Here is a 22,489-nt window from a genome sequence, read left to right as displayed (position 1 = left end):
GGCCTTCGAGGATCGCGATGGCGAATGATGACCGCACCGTAATCCTCAGCCATATCGGCCGCGTTGCTCCCGGTACGCGGTTGAACGGCATCTATCAGGTCGATGCGCTGATCGGTTCCGGCGGAATGTCGGAAATCTATCGCGGCCACAATATCCAGACACTCGACAAAGTTGCGATCAAGGTTGTTTTGCCGCAATTCGCCAATGACGAGCACATGGTTTCGCTGTTCCGTCGCGAAGCCCTGATCCTCAACCGGTTGAGCCATCAATCGATCATTCGCTATCACGTCTTTTCGCATGATGCGGAGTCGGATCTGCTTTATCTGGCCATGGAACTCGTGGAGGGGCCGACGTTGCGCGAACGCATTGCGCAGCGGCCGTTATCGCAGCTTGAGGCCTGCCAGCTTGTCGCTCGTGTCGCCCAAGGCATGAGTGCCGCGCATCGCGAAGGCATCATCCATCGGGATCTCTCTACGGACAACATCGTCCTGGCCGATGGGGATGTAGCGAGGCCAAAGGTCATCGATTTCGGCATCGCCCGTTCAGGCGACAGTACTGATTCAACGCTCATTCAGTCCGGCTTTGCCGGAAAGTTCAACTATGTGTCGCCAGAGCAGCTGGGCCTGTTTGGTGGCCAGGTCGGTCCTACCGCCGACATTTACAGCCTGGGTCTGGTTTTTGCCGCGGCCTTGTTGGGAAAGCCGTTGGATATGGCCGGCAGCCACGCTGAAGTGGTTATGAAGCGCCAATCCGTACCAGATCTTTCGCGTATCAATCCTGGCGTCAAGCCATTGATTGAACGCATGCTCCAACCTAATCCGGTCAATCGCGTCCAAAGCATGGATGACGTCGCCGCCGCCCTGCAGATGGCTTCCGGTTCAACTCGCGAGTCCACGAATTCCGGCCGACCAACGCGTCCCGGATCGGTTGAAACCCACCATGGAAAGACAGGAGAAGCGCGCAAATCCCATCTGCCGGTTTTGGCAGCTTTGGTTGTTCTGATTGGCGGTGCCGCGTTCGGAGGCTGGTGGATCACGCACGGCAGACCAGATCTGCTGGGCTTGGTGAATCTCGTGTCGGGTGGAAGCGAACAGAAACAAAAATTGCCATCGGCTGCCATGCCGACCGGTCCGACCGGCAAGTCTGAAGTGAAGGCCGATGCCGAAGCCCCAACTGTCGGAACCTCGGTTCCGCCAACCGGGGGCGAGTCATCGACACCTGGCGCCCAAGGGCCAAATCTTCCAGCACAAGCCGTCCCAGCCGAGGAGACAACTGCCGGGGAGAAGCCTGTTCCGGCAAAGGACGATGACGTCCAAGATAGTGTTGGCCAATCGCTGCCGAGTGAGCCATCCGGAAACAAAGAGGCCGCCGCACGTCCGGTCCGAGAGATAGCACCACGTATCTCACTTGACGAAGAACCTGGAGGACCGGCTGCGCCACCTGCAAAGGTAGAAAGTCCGGAAGTCGCAAAGCTGGAAGAGCCTGGCGAGAGCGCGCTCGATGTCGCCGATTGGCTTAGAAGCTTTCGCGGCGGCGATTGCTTTTATGCGCGAGCCATCGATCAAGCCGGCAAGCGTGTCGCTATCGAAGGTTTCAGCCTGAGCGTGCAGCCGCTTGAGAGACTGGAGCGCCAATTCAAGTCGACCTTCGGCTTCGAGCCTCCGATCGGAATGCGGGCAGTGCGTGAGGGGCAATGCCCGGTCGTAGCGTTTGCCGGGACAGTTGGCGACCCAGTTTCGGACATGAAGATCACATTGAAAAGTGATGTGTTGAGCCGCAATGAGGAGCTTGAGGCGCGCATTTCACGTATCACCCGCCGCCACGTTTCTGTTTTTCTGGTTGCTGCCGACGGTGGAACGAAAAACGTGACGCATATGGCGAAGACGGATGGCCGGGATATCGTCCTGGCGCTTCCACCTCAGGGCTTTGCGACCGGCAAGGAAGGATATCTGCTGCTTGCAGTGGCGGCAGACAAGCCATTAAAGGCGCTCGACGGTAGCGAGGCCAAGAAAGCAGCTTCGGTGATCGAGGCGCTCCGCCGCGAAGCCGCCGAAAACGCAACCGATCTGACAGCCTCGATCTACTATTTTCGCAGGAATTGAAGCTGCTGAACCGCTGACAGCTTTAAGATACGGTGCGTGCCGAGACGATATCGGGGTCGAATATCGTATCTTCGCTGTCCTCGTTGGCCTTGCCTTGCAGGGCCCATGTGTCCCAGCCAAGCCGCCCGACGGGCGACTTGGCATCGAGACGGGTTTGGGGGACTTCCGATTTCGAAAGAATGATCTGCAAGTCGAAGTTCAGTGACGGACCACAATAAAGCCTGATCAGTTCAACCAGTTGCGGATAAAGGGGGCGATCCGGCATCAGGGAGAGATAGCGTAGGTAGTCCACCGGCCCGATACGAACGCGGATAGCGCTCGTCCGGTTGAGCGATGTGGCACCAGCGACGGCGGAGCGGCCAAGCATCGCATTTTCGTCCAGACGCATTCCGAGCCGTGTCTGCTCATCCTCCGCAATGGGCAGACGCCGGGATTGGAATTGCCGGATTTCGACCGGAAGTCCGAGAAAATCCTGCAACATCAACTGCAGATTGATCGCGGTCCGCCGTTGATTGGCAAAGAAACCAGCATAGTAAAGCGGCACTTCCTCGTGCACCTTGAGCCGCTCACGCATTTTGGGTTGCGCAAAGCCGATGAGTGCAAAAACGGCAGAGGTGATGCGGTTCTGGGAACCGGTTCGGTAGAGCTGGAAGAGGCTGGGGAGTCGATATTTCCGGTGCGCATCGACGAACATCTCGCGCAATTCCCCGGCAAACAGTTCGAAAAAGTCGAAAAGGCTCGAGCTGCGCCGCTTGCGTTCGGCAATGGCAGCATCGGTATAGCTGGCGGGCAGGGCCGCAACCGGGCCGATGAGACCCAAATAGTTCGCGGCAATGCGATTTGCTCCTGCGCGGGAGCGGTCCTTGGAGAAGAGTGTAGGCTGGAAACGATTCGTCGGATTGGAAATCTCGCCCACCTGGAGATTGACGGGTGCGCCGTTCGGCAACGTAGCCAGGATATGGTGCGCCATATCCGGGTCGAAACGCTCCGGCGCTTCGTCAAAGCGCTCCGCAAGGCTTTTGGTATCCGCGGCCTTCATATCAGTACCTCTGCCGCGGTCCTTGGAGGAAAGCGGACGATCGGCAGCACGGTGCCCGACAATTTGATGGTCAGCCGTGAGAAGGTATTGATCGATGCATAGAGGCCGAGGAAATGCGACAGCACTGAGCCAAACAACAGCGCCAAGCCTCGGTCTACCGTGGTGTCGTCGAACGTGATGGTTATGTCGACGCCCTTGGCAATCGAACCGTCCGACAGCCGGGCGGTAGAGGATTTTGTATCGATCGATGTGATTGCGTCGATCAACACGCTGGTCTCTTGGGCCTGCCGGAAATCGTAAAGCCTGAGAATGTCGCGGAGCAGTTCCGGATCACCTCCGGTAATCGGCAGGTGATTGAGCGAAAGGGACGAGATCAGGCGCCAGTAAGAGCCTTCCTCGCCATCCAGGCGAGCCGTGGGAGTTGGTGGCAGGAGCAAGGAGAGCTTGGCTACCAGATCGTTCTTGTTGACGGCTGTCAGGAATGGCTGCCCACCGCCAAACGGTAGTTGTTCCGGCAAACCGCGATTGATGCAAAGCGAGGACACGGTGGCCACCGAATGCGCGTCGGATGTTGCGGCCTTCAGGGACAGATCGACTAGCGACAGTTGCGACGTGAACGCATTCTGGTCGTCGTTTGCCAGCCGTTTGTGCATCCAGAAGATCGAGCCCCGGGACTCCGTCGATGACGGTTTGCGGCCGAAGAAGGGGAAGATATCCACCACCTTGCCTTCATGATCCGACACTGTGACACGCTCGATGGAATGGACTTCGCGTGTGCTGTTGCGCCGAGCGTCCGGGATGATGTCGTATTCGTGGCGGGTTTGATCGATATGGATCGGCTCGGCGCGCTGCGGAAACAAGTTTATGACCGGCGTGCAATGGAGGTCGAAGCTGTTGGCGTCGACAGCGTTGAGCAGGCGGTCGACGTTGGCATCGAGGTAGAAAAAGATCGATGCCTTGCTGCCGGCAATCCTTGCCAAGGCGCCTTTGATTCCAGACAGGCGAAAGAACAGGTACTTCTCCGGCAGTGCGAAGAATTCGGTCAGAAGACGAAAGCCGGGGAAGCTGCGCTTCGGGAAGGGCAGCATGGCTGTTTCGTCTTCAAAGCCGACTGGGGTGAGCTGTGACAACGGAAGGCGCGTGGCGCGTTGATCGTCGGCATGTTCGCCTATGGCGATGGCGACGCAACGGTTGAGCAGCAATTCGTAAAGTTTCGTTGCGGTCGCGAATGGCGCCTTGATGAAGAAGACAAGCTCGTCGGCATCGAGATCAGCGAATGCGACGCCCGTATTCTGTTTTTCCAGCGTAATTGTGAGACAGGCGCGGGCAGCAGCGTCGTTGATCTGTGGCGCTACGAAAGGTGGCTTGTGCAGGGAACTTGCAGATATCTTCAGTGGTGCCAGCCGTACCTGCTGCGTCGTGCGGAATCGACAACGATCGCCGCGCAGGGGTTCCGTGTCGACCGCAAAACCGGGCTCAATGGCAATCACCTCGCCAAGTCCATCCGACGCCGTGAACTTCATGATCGACATGGAGGGGATCTGGGCCAGGTATTGCGGATAGAGCGCCTCCAGGAGCGTGTTCGTCAGTTCAGGAAAATCGTCATCCAGCTTCTGACGAATACGCGCGGCGGTATAAGCGAAGCTCTGCACGATACGTTCGGTGTGCGGATCGTCGATCGCGTCGGGCGTCATGCGCAGACGAGCGGCAATCTTGGGATGTTTTTGAGCAAATATGCCGGCCCGCTTGCGCAGGGCCATCAACTCTGTGTCGAACCAGTTGAGAAACCTGCTAGCCACGCTGAGCATCCCCGGAAATGCGGAACTGTCGCGTAGCGGGGTCGAGCTGGGTGTCGAATGCCAATGGCTCGTCGACATCGGCGAAACGAGTTTCAGCCGAGATCTTGAGTGCGAGTGTCCGCGCCCTTCGAGTGCGATCGTCGGCCAACGAAACCTTGACGTTGCGCAGTCTTGGCTCGAAGGTCGCAATCAAATTCTGCAGTGACTTCGCCAGTGAAAAATGCTGCTCGCGGGTCGCCAACATCAGACCGTGAAATCCTGTCGACCCGAACTGCACAAGGCTGGTCGGAATTTCCGGCAAGCCGTCCGCGAGCCTTTGAGGCGGTTGCTGTGTGTTCAGAAGTGTTTCCAGATCCCGCCGGATACTCTCCCGATGACGCCGCAATTGCTCGCGGTGGCCGATTTGCACTTCGTCGGGTTTGTCAGGGTCGAAATCCAGCAGCCGATCGAAGACGGTCGGGGGTCGACCGGGTAGCTGACGACTGGAGTGGACGAGCTTCGCCATCAAAGGTCTCCGGGAAGGCGAAACGTGAATTGACGGCCCGGTCTCATTGCAAGGGTCCGGTCAAGCCGCTGAAAGCGATGTGAGGTCGACAGCCGTAATCGCATCGTCATCGATCAGGAAGGTCTTCTGGCCGCGGCCGTAGACGATACCTGCCTCCTCCACCCAGTCGGTGCTGCGCGCCAGGCGCTCGTCATTCGTCGGATCGGTAACGAAGTAGGTCGAACAAACGATCACCTCGGTTTCCGATCCGTCCCGCATGGTAAGCTTCGCGGGGCGCCAGGCGAGATCGCGCACTACCTTTATCTGCGGGAAGGTGACATCCTCGACCAGGCTGAAGTCGATCCACATGTAACTGCCATCCGTGCAAAGGACCTCCAGCGCATGCGGGATGCGGTCGTCCGCGTCGCGAAAACTTTGAACGGGCTTTCCGTTGACTTTGAGCCCGCCTGTTTCAGACATGGCGGTCAGGGCCTCGAGGGCGATCTTTACAGACTGGGCGTCGCCCTCTCGCCGGGCGACTGCGAGTTCCATTGCCGCCCTGTCGCGATCGGTGGGGCCTTCCGGGAAAGCAGGCACTGCTCCGTCGGAGAACCAGGCTTGGCGGGCGGAGGCAGCCCGCAGGCGGCCGCGCAGCAATCCCATTGCAAGTGCCGTGTCGACAGAAGTCTTGGAGAGGATGTCGGCCTGCTTGTCGGCCCGTTCGAAATCGCCGGCGACGATCAGCAGGTCGATCAACAAGCGCCGCGCCTGAGTGTCGGTGGGCTGTGTCTTGACCTGCGTCAAGGCTGCTTGAAGCGCTCCGTCCAGGTCCGCCTTCTCCAGGTGACTTGAAATCTGGATCATGTCGTTGCTCCGCGAGCGGTATCGGCTTTGTTGTTCATGTCGGCCAGTAGTTGAAAACTTGCGGTCACATCGTCAAGCTGGAAATGCGGCTGCAAGTGCATCACGCAGGCATAAACACCAGGCTTTCCAACTATTTCGCGAACGTCGATATGGGCGGAACGCAAGGGATAGCGCGCCTTGGTAAAGGTGTCGGCATCTTCGTTGCCGATGCAATATTGAGCAAGCCACTGATTAAGTTGGGAACGCAAGGTGTCCACCGTGGACACCTCACCGACGTGCTCGCGCATGATCAGCTTCAGGTAATGCGCGAAGCGGCAGGCACAGAGAACGTATTGCAGCATGGCTGCAATACGCGCGTTCTGGTTCGCGATTTCCGTATCGTAGCGAGCCGGCAAGTGCAGCGACTGATTGGTATTGAAAACAAGGTCGACCGAGTAGGGTAGGGGCATCAGCGGGATAAGCCCGAACTCGCTCAACATCTGTTCCTGCATCGTCGTCAGTCGTATCTCGACCGGTGCCTGCGAGGCAAAGCCGTGCTTGTCGGTCGGGAAGCTGACCGTCGGATACATGTCGACCAAGCCGCCTGCGTCATCCGCATAACGTGTGCCACGTATGTCGGCGAACCAGCCCGACGTCATGAATTCGCGCATGACGACCATGGCCAGAGCGTAGGCCGAATTCCCCCACACGAGAGTGGAACCGTTTGAGGCGACTTCCTCGTGAAAACAGAAGCCGTCCTTTCGCGAAATATCGTTGTGTCGATATGGCGGCCGGACAAGGACGCGCGGACAGGTGACGCCGATAAAACGGGCGTCCGAGTTGCTCCTTAACCGCCGCCAGCGGACATTGGTCTCCATGTTGCGCAGATAGGCCATGTCCAATTCGCGATCGAGCTCAGCAAACTCGTCAACGTCGAGCAGTTCCGGTGAAGCGCCGACGATCACGGGAGAGAAGGCGGCAGCAGCCACACCGGCGATACTGTCGAGCGCACCGATGTCGTCCGTGCCGAAAACCTTGTTGATGCCAGCCGAGATTTCGTAGTCCGCGACAATCAGCCCGAAGGGCTGGCCGCCTGGCATGTCGAATTCTTGCGAATAGATCAGATTGAACAGCTTTGACTGGTCGAACTCTGATGCTCGTTCTGCATCGCGAACAATCTCTTTCCAGCTTGCCGAAAACACCCTGATGATCACCGGGCTGTTGTCGCGTTTGAGCAGGACCAGCATCTGGAGTTGGCGCCAGCTCGCCTCGAGCCTGCGAAACGCCGGGTGGTGGATGATCGCGTTGACCTGGCGAGACAAGATTTCGTCAATGGCGCTGATCAGGCGGTCGATTCGGGTCGATGTGTCCAGTGGTCTGGTCTCGGCCGGTTCCGGCATTTCTGCCGATGGGCCTGCATGTAGACGCCCGACGTATGCCGGTCCGGCACGGGCGATGGATATGATGTCGAGTTTCGTGGACATCTATGAACTCTGCCTTTCCAAGAGCTAAGAAACGCCTTGCGTAGGCAAGGCGCTTCTCGAACTTCCGGAGGGCTTCAAGAAGCGGCTACTGCGCTTAGTTCTGCGCTTTGGGGATACGAGCCACCATGCGTAGCGACGTCGTCAATTCCTCCATCTGCAACCATGGACGAAGCCAGGCTACCGCCTCATAGGATCCCGGACGGCCCGGTACTTCCTTGACTTCCACCTTGGCATCACGAAGTGGAAATTTCGCCCGCATCTCGGCACCGGCGTCGTCATTGGCGTTGACGTAGTTGTTGATCCAACGGTTCAGCCAGGCAGCGCAGTCCTCGGCCTCCATGAAAGAGCCGATCTTGTCGCGACCGATGACCTTGAGGTAGTGGGCGAAACGCGACGTCGCCATCATGTAAGGCAACCGGGCCGAAATCGCAGCGTTGGCTGTCGCTTCCGGCCGGTCGTACTTTTCGGGTTTCTTGGTGGTCTGCGCGCCGAAGAACACGGCATAGTCGGTGTTCTTGTAGTGGCAGAGCGGCAGGAAGCCGAGCTTGCCCAATTCAGCGTCGCGACGATCCGTGATGCCGATTTCCGTCGGACATTTGGCGTCTAGATCGCCATCGTCACTCTGGAACACGTGGACCGGCAGGTTCTCCACCTTGCCACCGTTTTCTGCGCCACGGATCGCGGTGCACCAGCCGAATTTTGCAAAGGCGTCCGTAAGGCGGGCACCCAGCGCATAGGCTGCATTGGACCAGCAATAGTCGCCATGGTTCATCTGGCTGTCTTTATACTTGATCGCTTCGTTGTATTCGAACTCATCGATGCGAAGCGTGTTCGGACCATATGGGATTCGGGTCAGCACACGCGGCATGGTGAGCGTGACGAAGCGTGAATCCGACGAATCGCGGAACGAGCGCCATTTCGTATATTCCACGGTTTCGAAGATCTTTTCGAGATCGCGTGGTCGCGACAGGTCGCGGTAGTCCTGAAAGCCGAACAGTTCGGCGCTCGCCGCGGAAATGAACGGTGCGAACGCTGCTGCGGCAACCGAACTCATGTTCTGAAGGAGTTCGACATCCTCGAAGTCGTTGGTGAACTCGTAGTCGCCGATGAGGCAACCGACAGGCTCGCCGCCCGGCGTGCCGAATTCAGCTTCGTAAACCGACTTGAATAGCTTTGATTGATCGAATTCGACCGCCTTCTGCAGATCCTTCGCGATCTCACGCTTGGACGCGTTCAACACGCGAATCTTGAGATTGGCACTGGTTTCCGAATTCTTGACCAGATATTGCAGGCCCCGCCAGCTACCCTCCAGCTTGCGAAACTTCTCATGATGCATGATTTCCGCAAGCTGGGTCGACAGGATCTCGTCGAGCTTCTGGATCGCTGAATTGATGGTGATTGTAAGGTTGCGGTTATAGGTGACCGTGCCTTTCAGAGCCTCGTTGGTCAGGGTACGCAGCAACTGTTCTGTCCGATCGACGGCCGTCTGCTTCGTGGCGGCCACGGCCTGCGCCAACAGCGAATTGCTGGTGACTTCGACGGTGGTCTCTGTCTTTGCCTTGCTTGAAGTTGCCATAGCTTAGCTGCCTTTAACTTCGTTGCCTTTGCCCGAAGCCTTGAGTTCGGAGGCAAGCTTCTTCAGCTCTGTCTGGTTCTGAAGGATGCCTTCCAGAAGAACCTCAAGGTCTTCCGAGCGATCCGCCTTGCTCAGCAAATCGCGCAGCTCGTTGCGCGCGTCCAGCAATGCCTTGAGCGCCGGCACCTGCTCGACGATCGCCCCGGGCTCGAAATCGTCCATTTTCTCGAACTTGAGGCTGACTGCCATTTCCTTGCCCTGGCCGTCGATCGTATTTTCGACGCGCAGGTTCAAGCCTGGTGCAAGGCGCTTCATCACGTCGTCGAAATTGTCACGATCGATCTGGATGAACTTGCGTTCTCCAAACGGCCGCTGGGGCTGCGTAGGATCGCCGGTGAAGTCACCAAGAACGCCGACCACGAAGGGCAGCTCTTTTTCGATCATGGCTCCTTCGGTTTCGACTTCATACTTGATGTGCACGCGAGGTTTGCGCACCCGCTCCAGTTTGTCATGAATGCTGGCCAATCGATTTCTCCTCGATCTCTGTATAGTAGGCGTGCCGCAACCCGTTCGGGCTTAAAATTCAATAATCAATATGTCGAGACCGTCTGCCCGGCAAGGTCAATGCCGCGCAAAGCATTAAGATCCGCCGGGATTGAGCGGTTTGATTCCTGCACGTGTGAGCATATCACGGCGTTGATTGTCGTCCGGAATGAGTTCTGCAAGTAATCCCATGAAATCCATACGGCCACGGTGGACGAGCGTCTCGATCGCCATCGGAATGGTCGAATGCGGCTCGGTTCGCCTGAAGAATGCCGCGATTTCCAACAGCTGGCGGAAAGCCTGCTCTCTGTCCATGATCTGCCCGGGTCTGGCTTGCGGCGCTACATGGCCATTGGCCGGAGGAGTTGCGTCGCTGGAGCTTACGGAGAGATCTTCGGCTATCTCGGTAGGTCCCTCAGGCAAGCGAACATAGACCGACAGCTCAGTGTAGGCACGGTCGATGTCTTCGAGGACGTCCTTGATTCTTCCGAAAGACGGACCATCGGCACCACAAGATGCCGTCAGGCTTGCATCCATTTCAGCAATGCTGCGCTGGCACGACGCGATTGCCGCGCGGCGGGCCTGGAAGAGAGCGCCGTCGAGGCGGCCGAACTCCTGTTGGAATTCGGTCATCACGGCACTGTCCCCAAGCTTGCGCGCGCGATCCAGTGACCAAAGACTCATGCGGCCGTAGATGCTGGCGGGAGAGAGGGAACTGAGCCGTAGCGGTCGGATCAACGTGCCGTCGCTGTCGAGACTTCCGTTCAGGCCGGCAAGGGGAGCCACCCGGTCAGCGATGCTTTCGTCGTCGATGCTATGGAGTGCTTGAAAATGATTGGCCAACAGCTCGCTCATCGCCTTCAGCACGCCTGCCAACGCCTCGAATCCTCGGACACGAATAGCGCCCTCGGCCAACCAGGCGAGCAGTTCGATATCTTTGGTCTGGGTTTCCAGCGCTTCAAGCGCAAGATCATGGACGTCCTTCCAACGAGCCGAAGGAGGATGGATATCGTCCTGTGGGTCACGTTCGTTGCGATCGATGACCACAGGGTTCTCGAGGGAGCGATCCTCGGAGCGGGCGGTCGATCGGGCGTCTCGCACAAGGTGATATTGGCGAACCAATTCCCGATCGTCGCGCAGGTTCACGCCGGTGGGATGATCCCCGCCGAAAACCTGTCCTACTCTTACATAGTCCGTGATTGTCAAATGACCCCTCGACCGTTCTTTTGGCTAAGTCCGCAATTTCATCACGCCTACACTAAACTATGGAATTCATTCGACAAGACTGAGCTTTGATACTGTGATGCAAGTCACGAGGTGCTGTTCTGGTAATTCGGCTCAGGCCGTGCGAATAGACCTATACGTGTTTTGCGGCACTGCGATGAAATACGGGGACCGAATGCCAGCAGTCGATTTGACCTTGATGATCCGCCGGCTCGATGGCGAGCTGGTTGTCGCTTTGGAGGAGGCAGTGGCCATAGCGGTGCGCCACGGCAACAGCGCAGTCGAGATCGAGCACTGGATCGCTGGCTGCATAGCGAAGTCCTCCGAGTTCAAGGCCATTGTCGAGGCCGCCGGCGGCGATCCGGAGGATATAGAGGAGAGCGCCTATCGCGGGATCGCGCGTTATGGGCGCTCTGAAACGAGCGCGCCTTCGATCTCGCCAGCCGTCATCGACATCACCCGGGAGGGTTGGCTCTACGCCTCATTGCAGCACGGCCGGGAACGCGTCGACGTGCTTGACCTGCTCTATGCGAGCCTGAGCGACAGCAATCTGCGGTCAGTGGTAGTGGGTGCCGTACCACCGTTGCGGGATATCCGGCTGGGGGAACTGGAAAAGCTGCTGGCGGAACGTCCTCAGGCGGAAGGCTTGCCAGCCGGGCAAGGCGCCCCGTTGGGAGGGGCTGGCGAGGCGCATGCGACCGGAGCCGGACCCGGCCAGTTTCTTCAATCCTATACGATCGACATGACGGAACAGGCGAGGGCCGGCAAGCTCGATCCCGTCGTGGGTCGCGATGCGGAGATGCGCCAGATCGTCGATATTCTTGTCCGCAGGCGCCAGAACAATCCCATTCTCGTCGGTGAGGCCGGCGTCGGTAAGACAGCCGTTGTCGAAGCGTTTGCCATCGAAGTCGCATCTGGGAACGTGCCTGAAAAGCTGCGCGACATCAGGCTGCTCAGTCTGGACTTGACCTTGCTCCAGGCGGGTGCCGGCGTGAAGGGAGAGTTCGAGCGGCGGCTAAAGGGCGTAATCGATGAAGCCAAGGCCTCGCCGGAACCGGTCATCATGTTCATCGATGAGGCCCATACCATGATTGGTGCCGGCGGTCAGGCTGGCCAAGGCGATGCCGCCAACATCCTCAAACCTGCACTTGCCCGTGGCGAATTGCGCACGATCGCCGCGACGACCTGGGCCGAGTACAAGAAATACTTCGAGAAAGATGCCGCGCTGACGCGCCGTTTCCAGCCGGTGCAGATCGGTGAACCGGACCAGGAAACTGCGATACGTATGGTACGGAGCCTAGTGGATGCGTTGGAAAAGCATCATCAGGTTCGCATCCGCGACGAGGCGGTGAGAGCGGCCGTCACGCTGTCGACGCGCTACATCCAAGGGCGCCAATTGCCGGATAAGGCCGTAAGCTTGATCGATACGGCATGTGCATCAGTCTCGATCTCGCGCATAACAACACCCGCTCAAATACAGGATGCCGAACGCAGCCGCGATCACCTGAGGATGGAAAGGACGCGTCTGGAGACAGAGCCGGATCAGGCAAGTGTCGCAGAGCGCATTGCTGAGATCGATACTGGACTGGCGCGATTGACAACGGATCTCGATCGACTGAACCGCCAGTTCGAAACCGAACGCAAGCTGGTGGATGAAGCAGACGAGGTCGAGGCGGACGAAGCCCGCAATGTGGCCCGGCTGCTTGAGCTGGAGACTCAACTCGTAGAACTGCAGGGTGAGAGCCCGCTGATCCACCGGGTTGTCGACAAGGAAACGGTCGCGGCAGTCACCGCACGGTGGACGGGAATTCCGGTTGGACGTCTGATGCGCGACCTCGTCGAAACGGTCCAGACATTGGAAGACCGCCTGAAGGAGCGTGTCGTCGGACAGGATCACGCTCTCAAGAGCATTGCGGACGCGATGGTGACCGCGCGAGCAAACCTTGGCGACGAGCGGCGTCCGCCGGGCGTTTTCCTGATGGTTGGGACATCTGGCGTCGGCAAGACTGAAACGGCTCTGGCGTTGGCCTCGCTGCTTTATGGCGGCGAGGAGAACCTCACGATCATCAACATGTCGGAGTTCAAAGAGGAGCACAAAGTCTCTCTCTTGCTCGGTTCGCCACCCGGTTATGTCGGTTATGGCGAGGGAGGCATCCTGACCGAGGCTGTCCGCAAGAAACCTTATGGGGCCTTGCTTCTGGACGAGATCGACAAGGCCCATCCGGGCGTGCAGGACATATTCTATCAAGTGTTTGATAAAGGCATGCTCAAGGATGGTGAAGGGAGGGATATCGACTTCAAGAACACCACCATCATCATGACGGCAAACACCGGGACAAAAACACTGACAGCCCTGTCCGCTGATCCGGATACGATGCCTGAGGGCAAGGCGCTGCTTGATCTCCTGCAGCCGGAACTATTGGAACAATTCAAGCCTGCGTTTCTAGGGCGGTTGGCGATAGTACCTTACTTGCCCCTCGCGCCGAATGTCCTGGCGGATATTGCCAGAATTCAGATGAGCAAGATCGAACGGAGGCTGGCTAATCAATATGGCGCAAGGCTGGAAGTGTCTGACGCTTTGATCGATCTCCTAGTAAACCGGTCGCAAGCGATCGACACTGGGGCCAGGGCTATTGAATCAACTATATCGCGTCAGATATTGCCAGAGTTGTCTCGACAAGTTCTCGCATTCGTTCTTCATAAGAAACCTGTCCAACAGGCGGTTATTTCGGTTGACGAGGACAGTCAAATTCTTGTTAAGATCACCTAGTATGCGGGGGCTGCCACGAAGCGTGGGGCCCATGTTCAATCAAACTGCATTTAGGTTTGATCCTTAGAGTTTTAGGGCAGCCTAATATACGGGAGTATAAAATGCCGATTTACTTGCAGCTTGACGGCATCCAGGGGGATGCAACTCACGAGACTCACAAGCAGTGGATGGACATCGAGGCTATCCATTGGGATGTATCGCGTAATATGAACACATCTGCTGGATCGACCGCCAATCGCGAGGCTTCGGAGCCGACCATTAGCGAAATGATCTTGACCAAGGTCAGTGATTCTTCTTCGACGAAACTATTCCAGGAAGCCTGCTCTGGTAAGACTGGCAAGCGTGCGACCATTCATCTGGTTACGACTGGCTCGCCGGGCGACACCTATATCGAATACATTTTGACCAATACGCTGATCGCGAACTACTCAGTCGATACTGCAGGAGATCGTCCAGTCGAGACGGTGCGGTTGAACTTCACGAAGATGGAAGTGAAGTACATCCCGTACGATGAGATGAACAACCCGAAGTCGCCGATGATCGCGTCGTACGATCTGACGACCACCCGCGCGGCCTGATCTCTTTCTATAAGCGCAGAAAAAATGAAGGATGCCGTTCAGGCATCCTTTTTTCTTGGCGGCGTTCGCGCGTAGAATGGTTGCCATGTCGAATATATACTACCTCCGCCCGTCTGCGCCGCGACCTGCCAAAGGGGTTGAAGACGCGGAGGTGCAAGAACTCAAGATTGCGCTGAATCCGTTGCATCTCGCGGCTGTTCTCATTCGCGGGTCCGTTGCTTTGAGTGGCCAGTCTTCCCAGCAGGTGGAGATGCTGGCGCGTAAATTCGTTTCCAGCGCAACAGGACCGCAACCGCGCGTGCCCGGAAAAATACCGACACGCGGTGGGTTACCGGCGGAGAGCTCCGCTCGTGCCGATCCAAACCGGTCGATTGCTGTTCCGGCGGCAGCTCAAACATTGCAGAAAGTCTTGTCTGTCGCGACGGTCGCTGCCGGCAAAGTCAAGCTCGATCAATCGAGCTATGCGACCGGATCTCGCGGCAGCGAAATCTTGAAGCTTCGCAGCCAGTTTGTCGCGGTTCCGGACGATGTCCTGCTCGCGCGTCAGGAACGTGCGCGTCGTGTCACCTTTTCCGTCAGTAGTATGGAGCGGCTGGGTGATGTGGTGAATGACGCGATCATGAGTCAGCGCTTCATGATTGAAAACTGGGCCGTTAACGGTGGGCGCCCGGATATCCGGTTCAAATATCAGGCTCGGGAACCCTTCGGACGCGTCGTTCATCTCAATGCTAAGGAGGCGACCGATCTGAGGGCACTCGCCGTTCGGTTGACGAGTGAACGCGACGGTTCCGAGCGTCTTTATGTGGTGGCGTTGTCTCTCAACGCATCCGGGCGTTGAAGCTGCAAAGTATAGCGTAGTGGTTGAGAGCCCGGCTGTGCGCTTCCCGTTACTTGTTTAAATGACTCCGGCACGTCCTAAAAGAAAAAGGCTGCTCGGAAGCAGCCTTTTTTGAACAGCGGTAACGTCGGAAGGTTAGTCCTTCGGCAGCACCATGCGTGCTTCGACGCGCCGATTCACGTCAGCAAAAGGATCAGAATTCAACGGCTTTGACATGCCATAGCCGTGCGTTTTGATTCGATCCTTGGATACGCCAAGATTGATCAAAGTATCAGCGACGGTTTTCGCGCGCTCAATCGAAAGCTGATCGTTGAAAATCTTGGTGCCGCGCGCATCGGTATGACCGTCGACCTCGAACGTTGCTATTTCGAGGCGCGGGTCGTTGAGCGCCGTGGCGAATTGCTCAAGTGTCTCTTTCGCATCCGATGTCAACTGTGCCGAATTCAACTCGAAATTGACGCGCATGTCGATCTCTTCGAGAGGCGCTTCAGCCTTGGCTTTGCATTCCTGGTCGGTACCAATGCAGATCGCTCTGGCCTCGCCGAGTTTTGCCGATTTGATGAAATGCTGGACGATTTGCTCGGCTTTATAGGCTGGATCGGCCTGTGCAACGATCGTCGTCAGCGCGAAAGCCATGCTCGCAGCAATGCAAACCTTGTGCATCTGGATTTTGCCCTCTGCCAATAAAAGTGTTGAAAAATTTCTTAACAGAGTGGCCCTAAAAGTCAATGGGAGAAAGGCTTTAGTACCTTTGTGGTAGTGGAGTTTTGCCGCCTACCGGCCGACAATTCCGGATCACGTTAAGTCGAGTTTTCAGCCGGCGTAGAAATGATCGCCGGCGAAGGCGTAAGTTTGTCCTAATTAATCCAAATCTGCCAGGTGAACGACTTTGAGGCTTGACTGTAAGTGCTTTGATGGCGCGAGTGGTTAATGTGGCGGGGAAACTACTCGCGAATCTTTTCTCGGCATCCGGTCGACATTTTTGCGCCGAGTGGAATTGCCGGGTTCACGATTTTGTATAAGAGAACGAATAGTGGGTTTCACATTCGAGTTGTTTCGGCAGCAGGCCATGCGCCCGATCGTGGCGGGGGAAGCGGGAATATAGTCTCCATGCTATTGCGCAATAGATCGCGAGTGTCTGTTCCTTTGATAAACATGGCAGCACCCAGCAGGGCTGGACGCGGGGTGCTGCGTTCGTCGACGGCTTTGGTTGTGTGCGGCGTCCTGTCCGCCGGTTTGCTGGATGGAGGATTGGCGGCGCATGCGCAGCAGCGTTGGGATGGGGATGGCAGCTCGGACTGGGGCACGGCCGGTAACTGGGACGGCGGTGGCGTGCCCGTAAGCTCAAGTAATGTTCGGATCGACGCGAGCGGAAGCACATTTCAGCCGACCATCGTTGATGCGCGAACGATACGCAGCCTCGACATGCGGAGCGGGACACTGTCCATATCCGGAACGGCTGCCTCACTCGCGGTGGATAGTTTTTTTGGTGGCGGTACCGTTGATGTGACGGGCGGTACGATAAATATCTTGGACGGAGGTAGTCTGTCCGCAGAAAGAGGGATCAGCATCGACGGCGGAGGCACAGTGAATGTTGGTACTAACAGCGAACTCGATGCCGACGTGACGAGTGAGGGTACTTTCAGCAACGCAGGCACCGTGATGGGCAATCTCGAAGTCAATGGCGGTACTGTCACCAACCTTGCTTCAGGGGAACTGCACGGAGATGTTACCATCAATGGCGGTGAGTTGATCAACGACAACCGGATATTCGGCACCCTAACCATCAACAACGGCGGTACTGCCACAAACAACGAGACGGTGAGTGGACTGGTGACGGTAGAGGAGGGCGGCGCGCTCACTAATACCACAGGTAGTGGATTGAATGGCGGTCTGGTCAATTCCGGCACCAGCATCAATCATCGGGGTGGCACGATCACGACCGTCGTCAACACCGATGGTACCTTCACCAACGCGGGCACTGTGACGGAAACGTTGGAGGTCAATGGTGGCATTGTCACCAACCTTGGTACAGGGGAGTTGCATGGAGCTGTCACCGTCAATGGCGGTGAGTTGATCAACGACAACCGGATATTCGGCACCCTAACCATTAACAACGGCGGTACTGCCACAAACAACGAGACGGTGGGTGGACTGGTGACTGTGGAGGAAGGCGGCGCGCTCACCAATACCACAGGTAGTGGATTGAATGGCGGTCTGGTCAATTCCGGCACCAGCATCAATCATCAGGGTGGCACGATCACGACTATCGTCAACACCGATGGTACCTTCTCCAATGCGGGCACTGTGACGGAAACGTTGGAGGTCAATGGTGGCATTGTCACCAACCTTGGTACAGGGGAACTGCATGGGGCTGTCACGGTCAATGGCGGTGAGTTGATTAACGGTAACGTGATCAGCAGCACGCTGACAGTTAACAGCGGTGGCAGGGTAACCAACAACGAGCTGGTTTTCGGGCTCGCCACCGTGAACGTTGGCGGCACCTTGAACAACAGGACCGATGGTCAGTTGAGTGGCGGTCTCGTCAATTTCGGTACCAGCACCAATGCTTTGGACGCGACGATCGCGAGTGTCGTGAACAATGCAGGCACCTTGTCTAATTCCGGTACGGTAACTGGAACACTTGAAGTCAACAACGGCACGGTGACCAACAATGCGATCGGCCGAATCCAAGGTGCTGTGACCGTTAACGGTGGCGAGTTGATCAACAATAACCTGATCAACAGCACGGTGACAGTCAACAATGGCGGCAAAATCACCAATAGCGCGGTGGTTGTCGGTTTAACCACTGTGAATGATGGCGGTATCCTGAACAACAATTCCGGTAGCCATCTCGACGGTGGGCTGGTCAATTTCGGCACAAGCGTCAATGTGGCGGGTGGATCCATTGCAGGTGTCATCAATAATGCCGGCACATTTACGAATTCGGGGACGGTGGCCGGGGCAGCCACGATCAGCGGCGGCACTATCACAAACACAGGTCAGATAACCGGTGTCACTACGGTCGACGCCGGTGGCACGCTGAATAACTACGCCGGCGGACGTCTCGATGGCGGGCTCATTAACTCCGGTGTCAGCGTCAACGCTGCAGACGGCTCCGTTGCAAACGTCGTCAACAACGCAGGCACATTCACCAATTCTGGCACGGTAGCGGCGGCCACCGTCAACGGCGGGACGCTGAGCAACTTGAATCTGATCAGCGGTACACTGACCGTCAACAATGGCGGCGCTGCAACAAATACGGGGACGATTTCGGGGCTAGCCACCGTCAATACCGGCGGCACGTTGAACAATGCCGGCGGTCAATTCGATGGTGGGCTCGTCAATTCGGGTATGGTAACCGGAGCAGTGACCGCAACTCGAAGCACGATAACAAACCAAGCCGCCGGTCGGATGCTGGATTCGGTCACTGTGAATGGCGGTGAGTTCGTAAATTTTGGCACCGTCGAGGCCGACGTAAGAAATCTAGCGGGGGTGTTCCAGAATTCGGGTACAATTGCCGGCACTTTCGCGAATTCTGATCGGGCTTACGTTCAGGGGAGTGTGAAGGGAGACATCTCCAACAAAAGTGGCGCTTCGTTCAACTTGACCGGCAGCCTGCAAGCGTCGAGTGGATTCGTGAATGAGGGAACATTGGCATCTGCCGGTTACAATACCATTGGCGGGTTGCAATTCTTCACGAACAGCTCAGGAGGAAAGCTCACCATCCGCGACGGCCTGACGATCTCGAGCGCTCAGACACGCTTTGAGCAGGGCAGCGTCATAGACATGATCGGCAACGGTACAAGCGACAGCCTTACCGTAAATGGAAACCTGCAGAGTCAGGGCGCGACCTACAACATCGACCTCATCGGCGTAGACCAGCGTGTCACAGCAGACAAAATTGTCGTCAACGGCAACTTGACCGGAACCGGCAATCTCAATTTTACCGTTGGCGGTGACCTGGCCAACGGCCAGCGCGTTCTGACTGGCAGCCCTGTTACCATTTTTGATGTTTCCGGCACGAACGATTCGCAGTTCACCGTGACCGGACTGCCGTTCGAACCTGGCATCATCGAATATGAAATGTTCAAGGACGGTCAGGACTGGGTTGTAAGCTCGGGCGTGAACCCCAATGCCGGTGCGATCGCTGGAAGCCTTGCCTTGATCAACTCCATGGTGGGAACTGTGGTGAACCGCCCGAACAGCGCGTTTGTGGGCGGCCTTGCCTACGAAGCAAAGCCCAATGAATGTGGTGTGGGGCCGTGGTCACGCGGTACCGGCGGTTCGGCGTCGATCAGCGGCACGACGACCGGTGGCCTCGAAGATCAGGTTTCGGAAGTTGATGCTTATTATGGCGGTTACCAGGGTGGCGCCGACTTCCAATGTTTTAACATTGGCAGTTCCGGTTGGGACGTCGCGATCGGGGGGTTCGGTGGCTTCAACATGGGGCGGTCGAAGCAAGCCATTGACGAGACATCGGTTACCGCTGATTTCAACCAATATTACGGCGGTGTCTATGCTTCGGCGGCCAAGGGGCAGTTCGTTGCCGAACTGCAAACCCGTTTCGACTATCTCGATTACACGCTGAACAGTCCGGTTCTCGGGCTGAGGGATGCGGGCATCGACGCAACGCGATTGACGGCCTCTGGAACAGCAAGCTATGCGTTCACATTTGGAGATTACAGCCTCGTGCCGTCGGCGGGTGCCAGCGTCTCCTACCTGAGAACGGATGACCTCGTTTTCAGAAGCAGGCACAGTCTTTCGTTTGAAAATCAATGGTCTGTTGTCGGTTTCGGCGGCGTGACTTTAGCCCGCAGTTTCCTCAATGCTGACAAGACGGCTGCGTATCGTCCTTTTGTAACGGCAACGGTCTATTCTGATTTCGGGGCAAAGGCCAATTCGACATTCTACGATCCGGTTTCGCAAGTAACCCAGGATCTTTCGTCCGAAGGTGTCGGCACCTTTGGCGAGGTCAGCGTTGGCCTCGACTACCTCAAGATCCTGCCAGAAAGCAGTTTCCTCAAGGCGCGCCAGTTGAATGCGACCGTTCGAGGCGATCTCAAATTCTCTGACCGTCTGTTGAGCGGTGGGGCCACTGTGCAGTTGCGGCTGCAGTTCTGAGTTGGTTGCAACGCTCGTCTGCGTATTGGGACGCTAGGGTTGCCGGTGGATCAAATAGAGCGGGCCAGTCTGGCGATTGGTTAGCTCTGCTATGCAAGCCATCAAAGTCCGGATTCGCAACGCGAGGGCAGGCCACGATCCGTTTGTTTCGAATGTTGGTTGTAATTTTGTCGTGATCCCAATTAGATACAGACGGGCGTTTCAAGATTTCATGGAAGCGAACGATGCGGTCTAGTGGCCAAAATGCAGCTGTGATGGCAGCGACACGATATGCGGCGGCAGGGATATTGCTGTTGGCAGCAGCGGGGTGTGTCAGCGTTCCTGGTGGAGTTCAAACCAGCGAACAACCGCAGGCACGCACGATTAGCGTGGCCCTTGGCGCGTCGAGCGATGTGAATCCAGGACCGGATGGGCGGGCTGCTCCCTTGCCGGTTCAGGTATATGTGCTGCGCTCCACGGGCGCATTTCAGTCGCAAGACTATTTCGGATTGAAAGGTGGATCCGCGATTTCCGCGGACCAGGTGGATAGCCGCTCCATTTCCCTGCGACCTGGAGAGACCAAGCAATTAAGCGTCAATTCGGGGACTGATGGCGCATATCTTGGTGTGATCGCCGGCTATCGCAACATCGATAATGCCAATTGGCGCGCCGTGTCGTCTCTCGGTACGAGTGACAGTTTTGTCGTTCGCGCAGGTAAGTCGTCGATATCGATTTCCGCTCGCTGACAAGGGGCGGGGTGTTTGAATGACTCATGAAAACCGAGTCGTATGGACCGAAGGCATGTTCCTTCGCGTCCAGCATTTCCAGCAGGCCGATCGGTGGGCCGAGAATATTGTTGCTCATACGGGCCGATCCCTGGTTGCATTCCCATGGGGTGTGAGCCGCCTGGCCATCAACAAGCAACTCCTTGGAACCGGTCGGGTTGGGTTATCTGATGTCGCGGGATTGATGCCGGACGGAACCGCGTTCGATGCGCCTGGCGCAACTGATCTGCCGCCGCCACTTGAAATCGCCGAGGGCGAAAAGGATCGTTTGGTCTACTTAGCCTTGCCTATTGCGCAAAAAGGCGGTGCAGAGATCGGTGATGGCCGCAGCGATGCGCGCAACGTTCGGTACGAGCCCGTCCGATATGAGAGCCAGGACACCAATCTTGGAAGTTCGATCGTCATGCCGATCGATATCGGTCGCCTTAAACTCCGCCTCAAGCTAGAAGGCGAGGATATGGCGGGCTTCGAGCGCATAGCCATCGCGCGTGTGCTCGAGGTTAAACAAGATCAGAACGTCATCCTCGATGAGTTGTTTATTCCGACAACTCTCAATTGTGGGGCCTCTCTGGTTCTTGAGAGCATTGCCAGCGAGATCATGGGCATCGTGACGCATCGGGCAGAGGCCATTGCGGATCGCATGGGCGACCCTTCGGTACGCGGCACCGCGGAGGTCTCCGATTTTCAGTTCCTCCAGGTACTCAATCGTTACGAAGCGATTCTGCGCCACCGGTTCCAGAATCTCGGTTCCACACATCCGGAAGCGCTCTATGCGCTGTTCGTGCAACTGGCCGGAGAGATATCGACTTTCACCAAGGAACGGCGGCGCGGTATCGAATTCTCCGGCTACAGGCACGCAGATTTGCAAAGTTCGTTTGCCCCGGTCGTGGCAGATATTCGCGAATCACTGTCGACGGTGCTCGAGCGCTCGGCAATCGAAATTCCGCTGGAGGAACGCCGTCATGGGGTGCGCGTCGGCCTGATCAGCGATCGCGGATTGCTTACCGGCTCGGGTTTCGTGCTTGCGGTCCGATCGGATCTCCCGCAGGAGGCCTTGCGATCGTCGCTTCCGCGGCAAATCAAGATTGGTCCGGTCGAGCGCATTGCCGAATTGGTCAATGTCGCTTTGCCGGGCATCGCCATCAATCCGCTTCCGGTCGCGCCGCGTCAATTGCCCTACAGGCCCGGCACGACTTATTTTGAACTCGACAAGGATGGGCCGCTCTGGAAACAGCTCACCACGACAGGGGGGATAGCGCTGCACATTGCGGGCGAGTTCCCGTCGATCGAAATCGAGTTGTGGGCGATCAAGGCATAGCCG

General features: G+C 57.2%; 16 protein-coding genes. 7 read left to right on the top strand and 9 right to left on the bottom strand.

Annotation, left to right across the window (positions count from 1 at the left end):
• Positions 1-17: 17 nt before the first annotated feature.
• A complete protein-coding gene (locus L4923_RS03395; RefSeq protein WP_239362021.1) occupies positions 18-2,102 on the top strand; it encodes a protein kinase domain-containing protein in 2,085 nt (694 codons plus the stop codon).
• Between the two features lie 22 nt (positions 2,103-2,124).
• Here L4923_RS03395 and tssG read toward each other — a convergent pair whose 3' ends face one another.
• From tssG to tssA, 8 genes are all read right to left on the bottom strand, one after another.
• A complete protein-coding gene (gene tssG / locus L4923_RS03390; protein ID WP_239362019.1) occupies positions 2,125-3,018 on the bottom strand; it encodes a type VI secretion system baseplate subunit TssG in 894 nt (297 codons plus the stop codon).
• Positions 3,019-3,137: 119 nt separating this feature from the next.
• Positions 3,138-4,940, bottom strand: coding sequence for a type VI secretion system baseplate subunit TssF (gene tssF, locus L4923_RS03385; RefSeq protein ID WP_239362017.1), 1,803 nt, complete (start codon positions 4,938-4,940; stop codon positions 3,138-3,140).
• The gene (gene tssE / locus L4923_RS03380; RefSeq protein WP_239362015.1) at positions 4,933-5,445 is read right to left on the bottom strand and encodes a type VI secretion system baseplate subunit TssE; all 513 of its coding nucleotides are present in this window, start codon (positions 5,443-5,445) and stop codon (positions 4,933-4,935) included. The genes tssF and tssE overlap by 8 nt, the downstream gene beginning before the upstream one ends.
• 60 nt (positions 5,446-5,505) lie before the next feature.
• Positions 5,506-6,288 (bottom strand): type VI secretion system accessory protein TagJ, encoded by a 783-nt coding sequence (locus L4923_RS03375; protein ID WP_239362014.1) that lies wholly within the window; start codon positions 6,286-6,288, stop codon positions 5,506-5,508.
• On the bottom strand, positions 6,285-7,667 hold the full coding sequence (gene tssC / locus L4923_RS03370) for a type VI secretion system contractile sheath large subunit (RefSeq protein WP_239362076.1): 1,383 nt from the start codon (positions 7,665-7,667) through the stop codon (positions 6,285-6,287). The genes L4923_RS03375 and tssC (L4923_RS03370) overlap by 4 nt, the downstream gene beginning before the upstream one ends.
• A 178-nt stretch (positions 7,668-7,845) precedes the next feature.
• Positions 7,846-9,327 carry a type VI secretion system contractile sheath large subunit gene (gene tssC / locus L4923_RS03365; protein ID WP_239362013.1) on the bottom strand — a complete coding sequence of 494 codons (1,482 nt, stop codon included), beginning with the start codon at positions 9,325-9,327 and terminating at the stop codon, positions 7,846-7,848.
• Positions 9,328-9,330: 3 nt separating this feature from the next.
• On the bottom strand, positions 9,331-9,852 hold the full coding sequence (tssB, locus tag L4923_RS03360) for a type VI secretion system contractile sheath small subunit (RefSeq protein WP_239362012.1): 522 nt from the start codon (positions 9,850-9,852) through the stop codon (positions 9,331-9,333).
• Positions 9,853-9,966: 114 nt separating this feature from the next.
• Positions 9,967-11,076: a type VI secretion system protein TssA gene (gene tssA, locus L4923_RS03355; RefSeq protein WP_275448202.1), complete on the bottom strand. Its 1,110-nt coding sequence runs from the start codon at positions 11,074-11,076 to the stop codon at positions 9,967-9,969.
• Positions 11,077-11,269: 193 nt separating this feature from the next.
• On the opposite strand from tssA, the gene tssH reads away from it, so the two are divergent.
• From tssH to L4923_RS03340, 3 genes are all read left to right on the top strand, one after another.
• The gene (gene tssH, locus L4923_RS03350) at positions 11,270-13,864 is read left to right on the top strand and encodes a type VI secretion system ATPase TssH (protein ID WP_239362010.1); all 2,595 of its coding nucleotides are present in this window, start codon (positions 11,270-11,272) and stop codon (positions 13,862-13,864) included.
• Positions 13,865-13,965: 101 nt separating this feature from the next.
• On the top strand, positions 13,966-14,442 hold the full coding sequence (locus tag L4923_RS03345; protein WP_239362009.1) for an Hcp family type VI secretion system effector: 477 nt from the start codon (positions 13,966-13,968) through the stop codon (positions 14,440-14,442).
• Between the two features lie 151 nt (positions 14,443-14,593).
• Positions 14,594-15,280 carry a hypothetical protein gene (locus L4923_RS03340; RefSeq protein WP_239362008.1) on the top strand — a complete coding sequence of 229 codons (687 nt, stop codon included), beginning with the start codon at positions 14,594-14,596 and terminating at the stop codon, positions 15,278-15,280.
• Between the two features lie 135 nt (positions 15,281-15,415).
• Here the strand turns inward: L4923_RS03340 and L4923_RS03335 are convergent, their stop codons facing one another.
• Positions 15,416-16,009, bottom strand: a complete 594-nt coding sequence (locus L4923_RS03335; RefSeq protein WP_239362006.1) for an OmpA family protein — start codon at positions 16,007-16,009, stop codon at positions 15,416-15,418.
• A gap of 426 nt (positions 16,010-16,435) precedes the next feature.
• Here L4923_RS03335 and L4923_RS03330 point away from each other — a divergent pair, with 426 nt between their 5' ends.
• From L4923_RS03330 to tssK, 3 genes are all read left to right on the top strand, one after another.
• Positions 16,436-20,404, top strand: a complete 3,969-nt coding sequence (locus tag L4923_RS03330) for a hypothetical protein (RefSeq protein WP_239362004.1) — start codon at positions 16,436-16,438, stop codon at positions 20,402-20,404.
• 254 nt (positions 20,405-20,658) lie between these two features.
• Positions 20,659-21,129 carry a type VI secretion system lipoprotein TssJ gene (gene tssJ, locus L4923_RS03325; protein ID WP_239362002.1) on the top strand — a complete coding sequence of 157 codons (471 nt, stop codon included), beginning with the start codon at positions 20,659-20,661 and terminating at the stop codon, positions 21,127-21,129.
• Positions 21,130-21,148: 19 nt separating this feature from the next.
• The gene (tssK, locus tag L4923_RS03320) at positions 21,149-22,486 is read left to right on the top strand and encodes a type VI secretion system baseplate subunit TssK (protein ID WP_239361999.1); all 1,338 of its coding nucleotides are present in this window, start codon (positions 21,149-21,151) and stop codon (positions 22,484-22,486) included.
• Positions 22,487-22,489: the final 3 nt, after the last annotated feature.

Source organism: Terribium retamae (assembly GCF_022347545.1).
Lineage (GTDB): Bacteria > Pseudomonadota > Alphaproteobacteria > Rhizobiales > Rhizobiaceae > Mesorhizobium > Mesorhizobium retamae.
Note: the sequence above shows the minus strand (reverse complement) of the source record. Positions and strands in the feature narration are given on the sequence as shown.

What these genes read in the sequence shown, in the direction of transcription:
- L4923_RS03395 (WP_239362021.1), top strand. Translation starts at nt 18, where the DNA reads ATGGCGAATGATGACCGCACCGTAATCCTCAGCCATATCGGCCGCGTT.
- tssE (WP_239362015.1), bottom strand. Translation starts at nt 5,445, where the DNA reads ATGGCGAAGCTCGTCCACTCCAGTCGTCAGCTACCCGGTCGACCCCCG.
- L4923_RS03375 (WP_239362014.1), bottom strand. Translation starts at nt 6,288, where the DNA reads ATGATCCAGATTTCAAGTCACCTGGAGAAGGCGGACCTGGACGGAGCG.
- tssC (WP_239362076.1), bottom strand. Translation starts at nt 7,667, where the DNA reads ATGCCGGAACCGGCCGAGACCAGACCACTGGACACATCGACCCGAATC.
- tssC (WP_239362013.1), bottom strand. Translation starts at nt 9,327, where the DNA reads ATGGCAACTTCAAGCAAGGCAAAGACAGAGACCACCGTCGAAGTCACC.
- tssH (WP_239362010.1), top strand. Translation starts at nt 11,270, where the DNA reads ATGCCAGCAGTCGATTTGACCTTGATGATCCGCCGGCTCGATGGCGAG.
- L4923_RS03345 (WP_239362009.1), top strand. Translation starts at nt 13,966, where the DNA reads ATGCCGATTTACTTGCAGCTTGACGGCATCCAGGGGGATGCAACTCAC.
- L4923_RS03330 (WP_239362004.1), top strand. Translation starts at nt 16,436, where the DNA reads ATGGCAGCACCCAGCAGGGCTGGACGCGGGGTGCTGCGTTCGTCGACG.
- tssJ (WP_239362002.1), top strand. Translation starts at nt 20,659, where the DNA reads ATGGCAGCGACACGATATGCGGCGGCAGGGATATTGCTGTTGGCAGCA.
- tssK (WP_239361999.1), top strand. Translation starts at nt 21,149, where the DNA reads ATGACTCATGAAAACCGAGTCGTATGGACCGAAGGCATGTTCCTTCGC.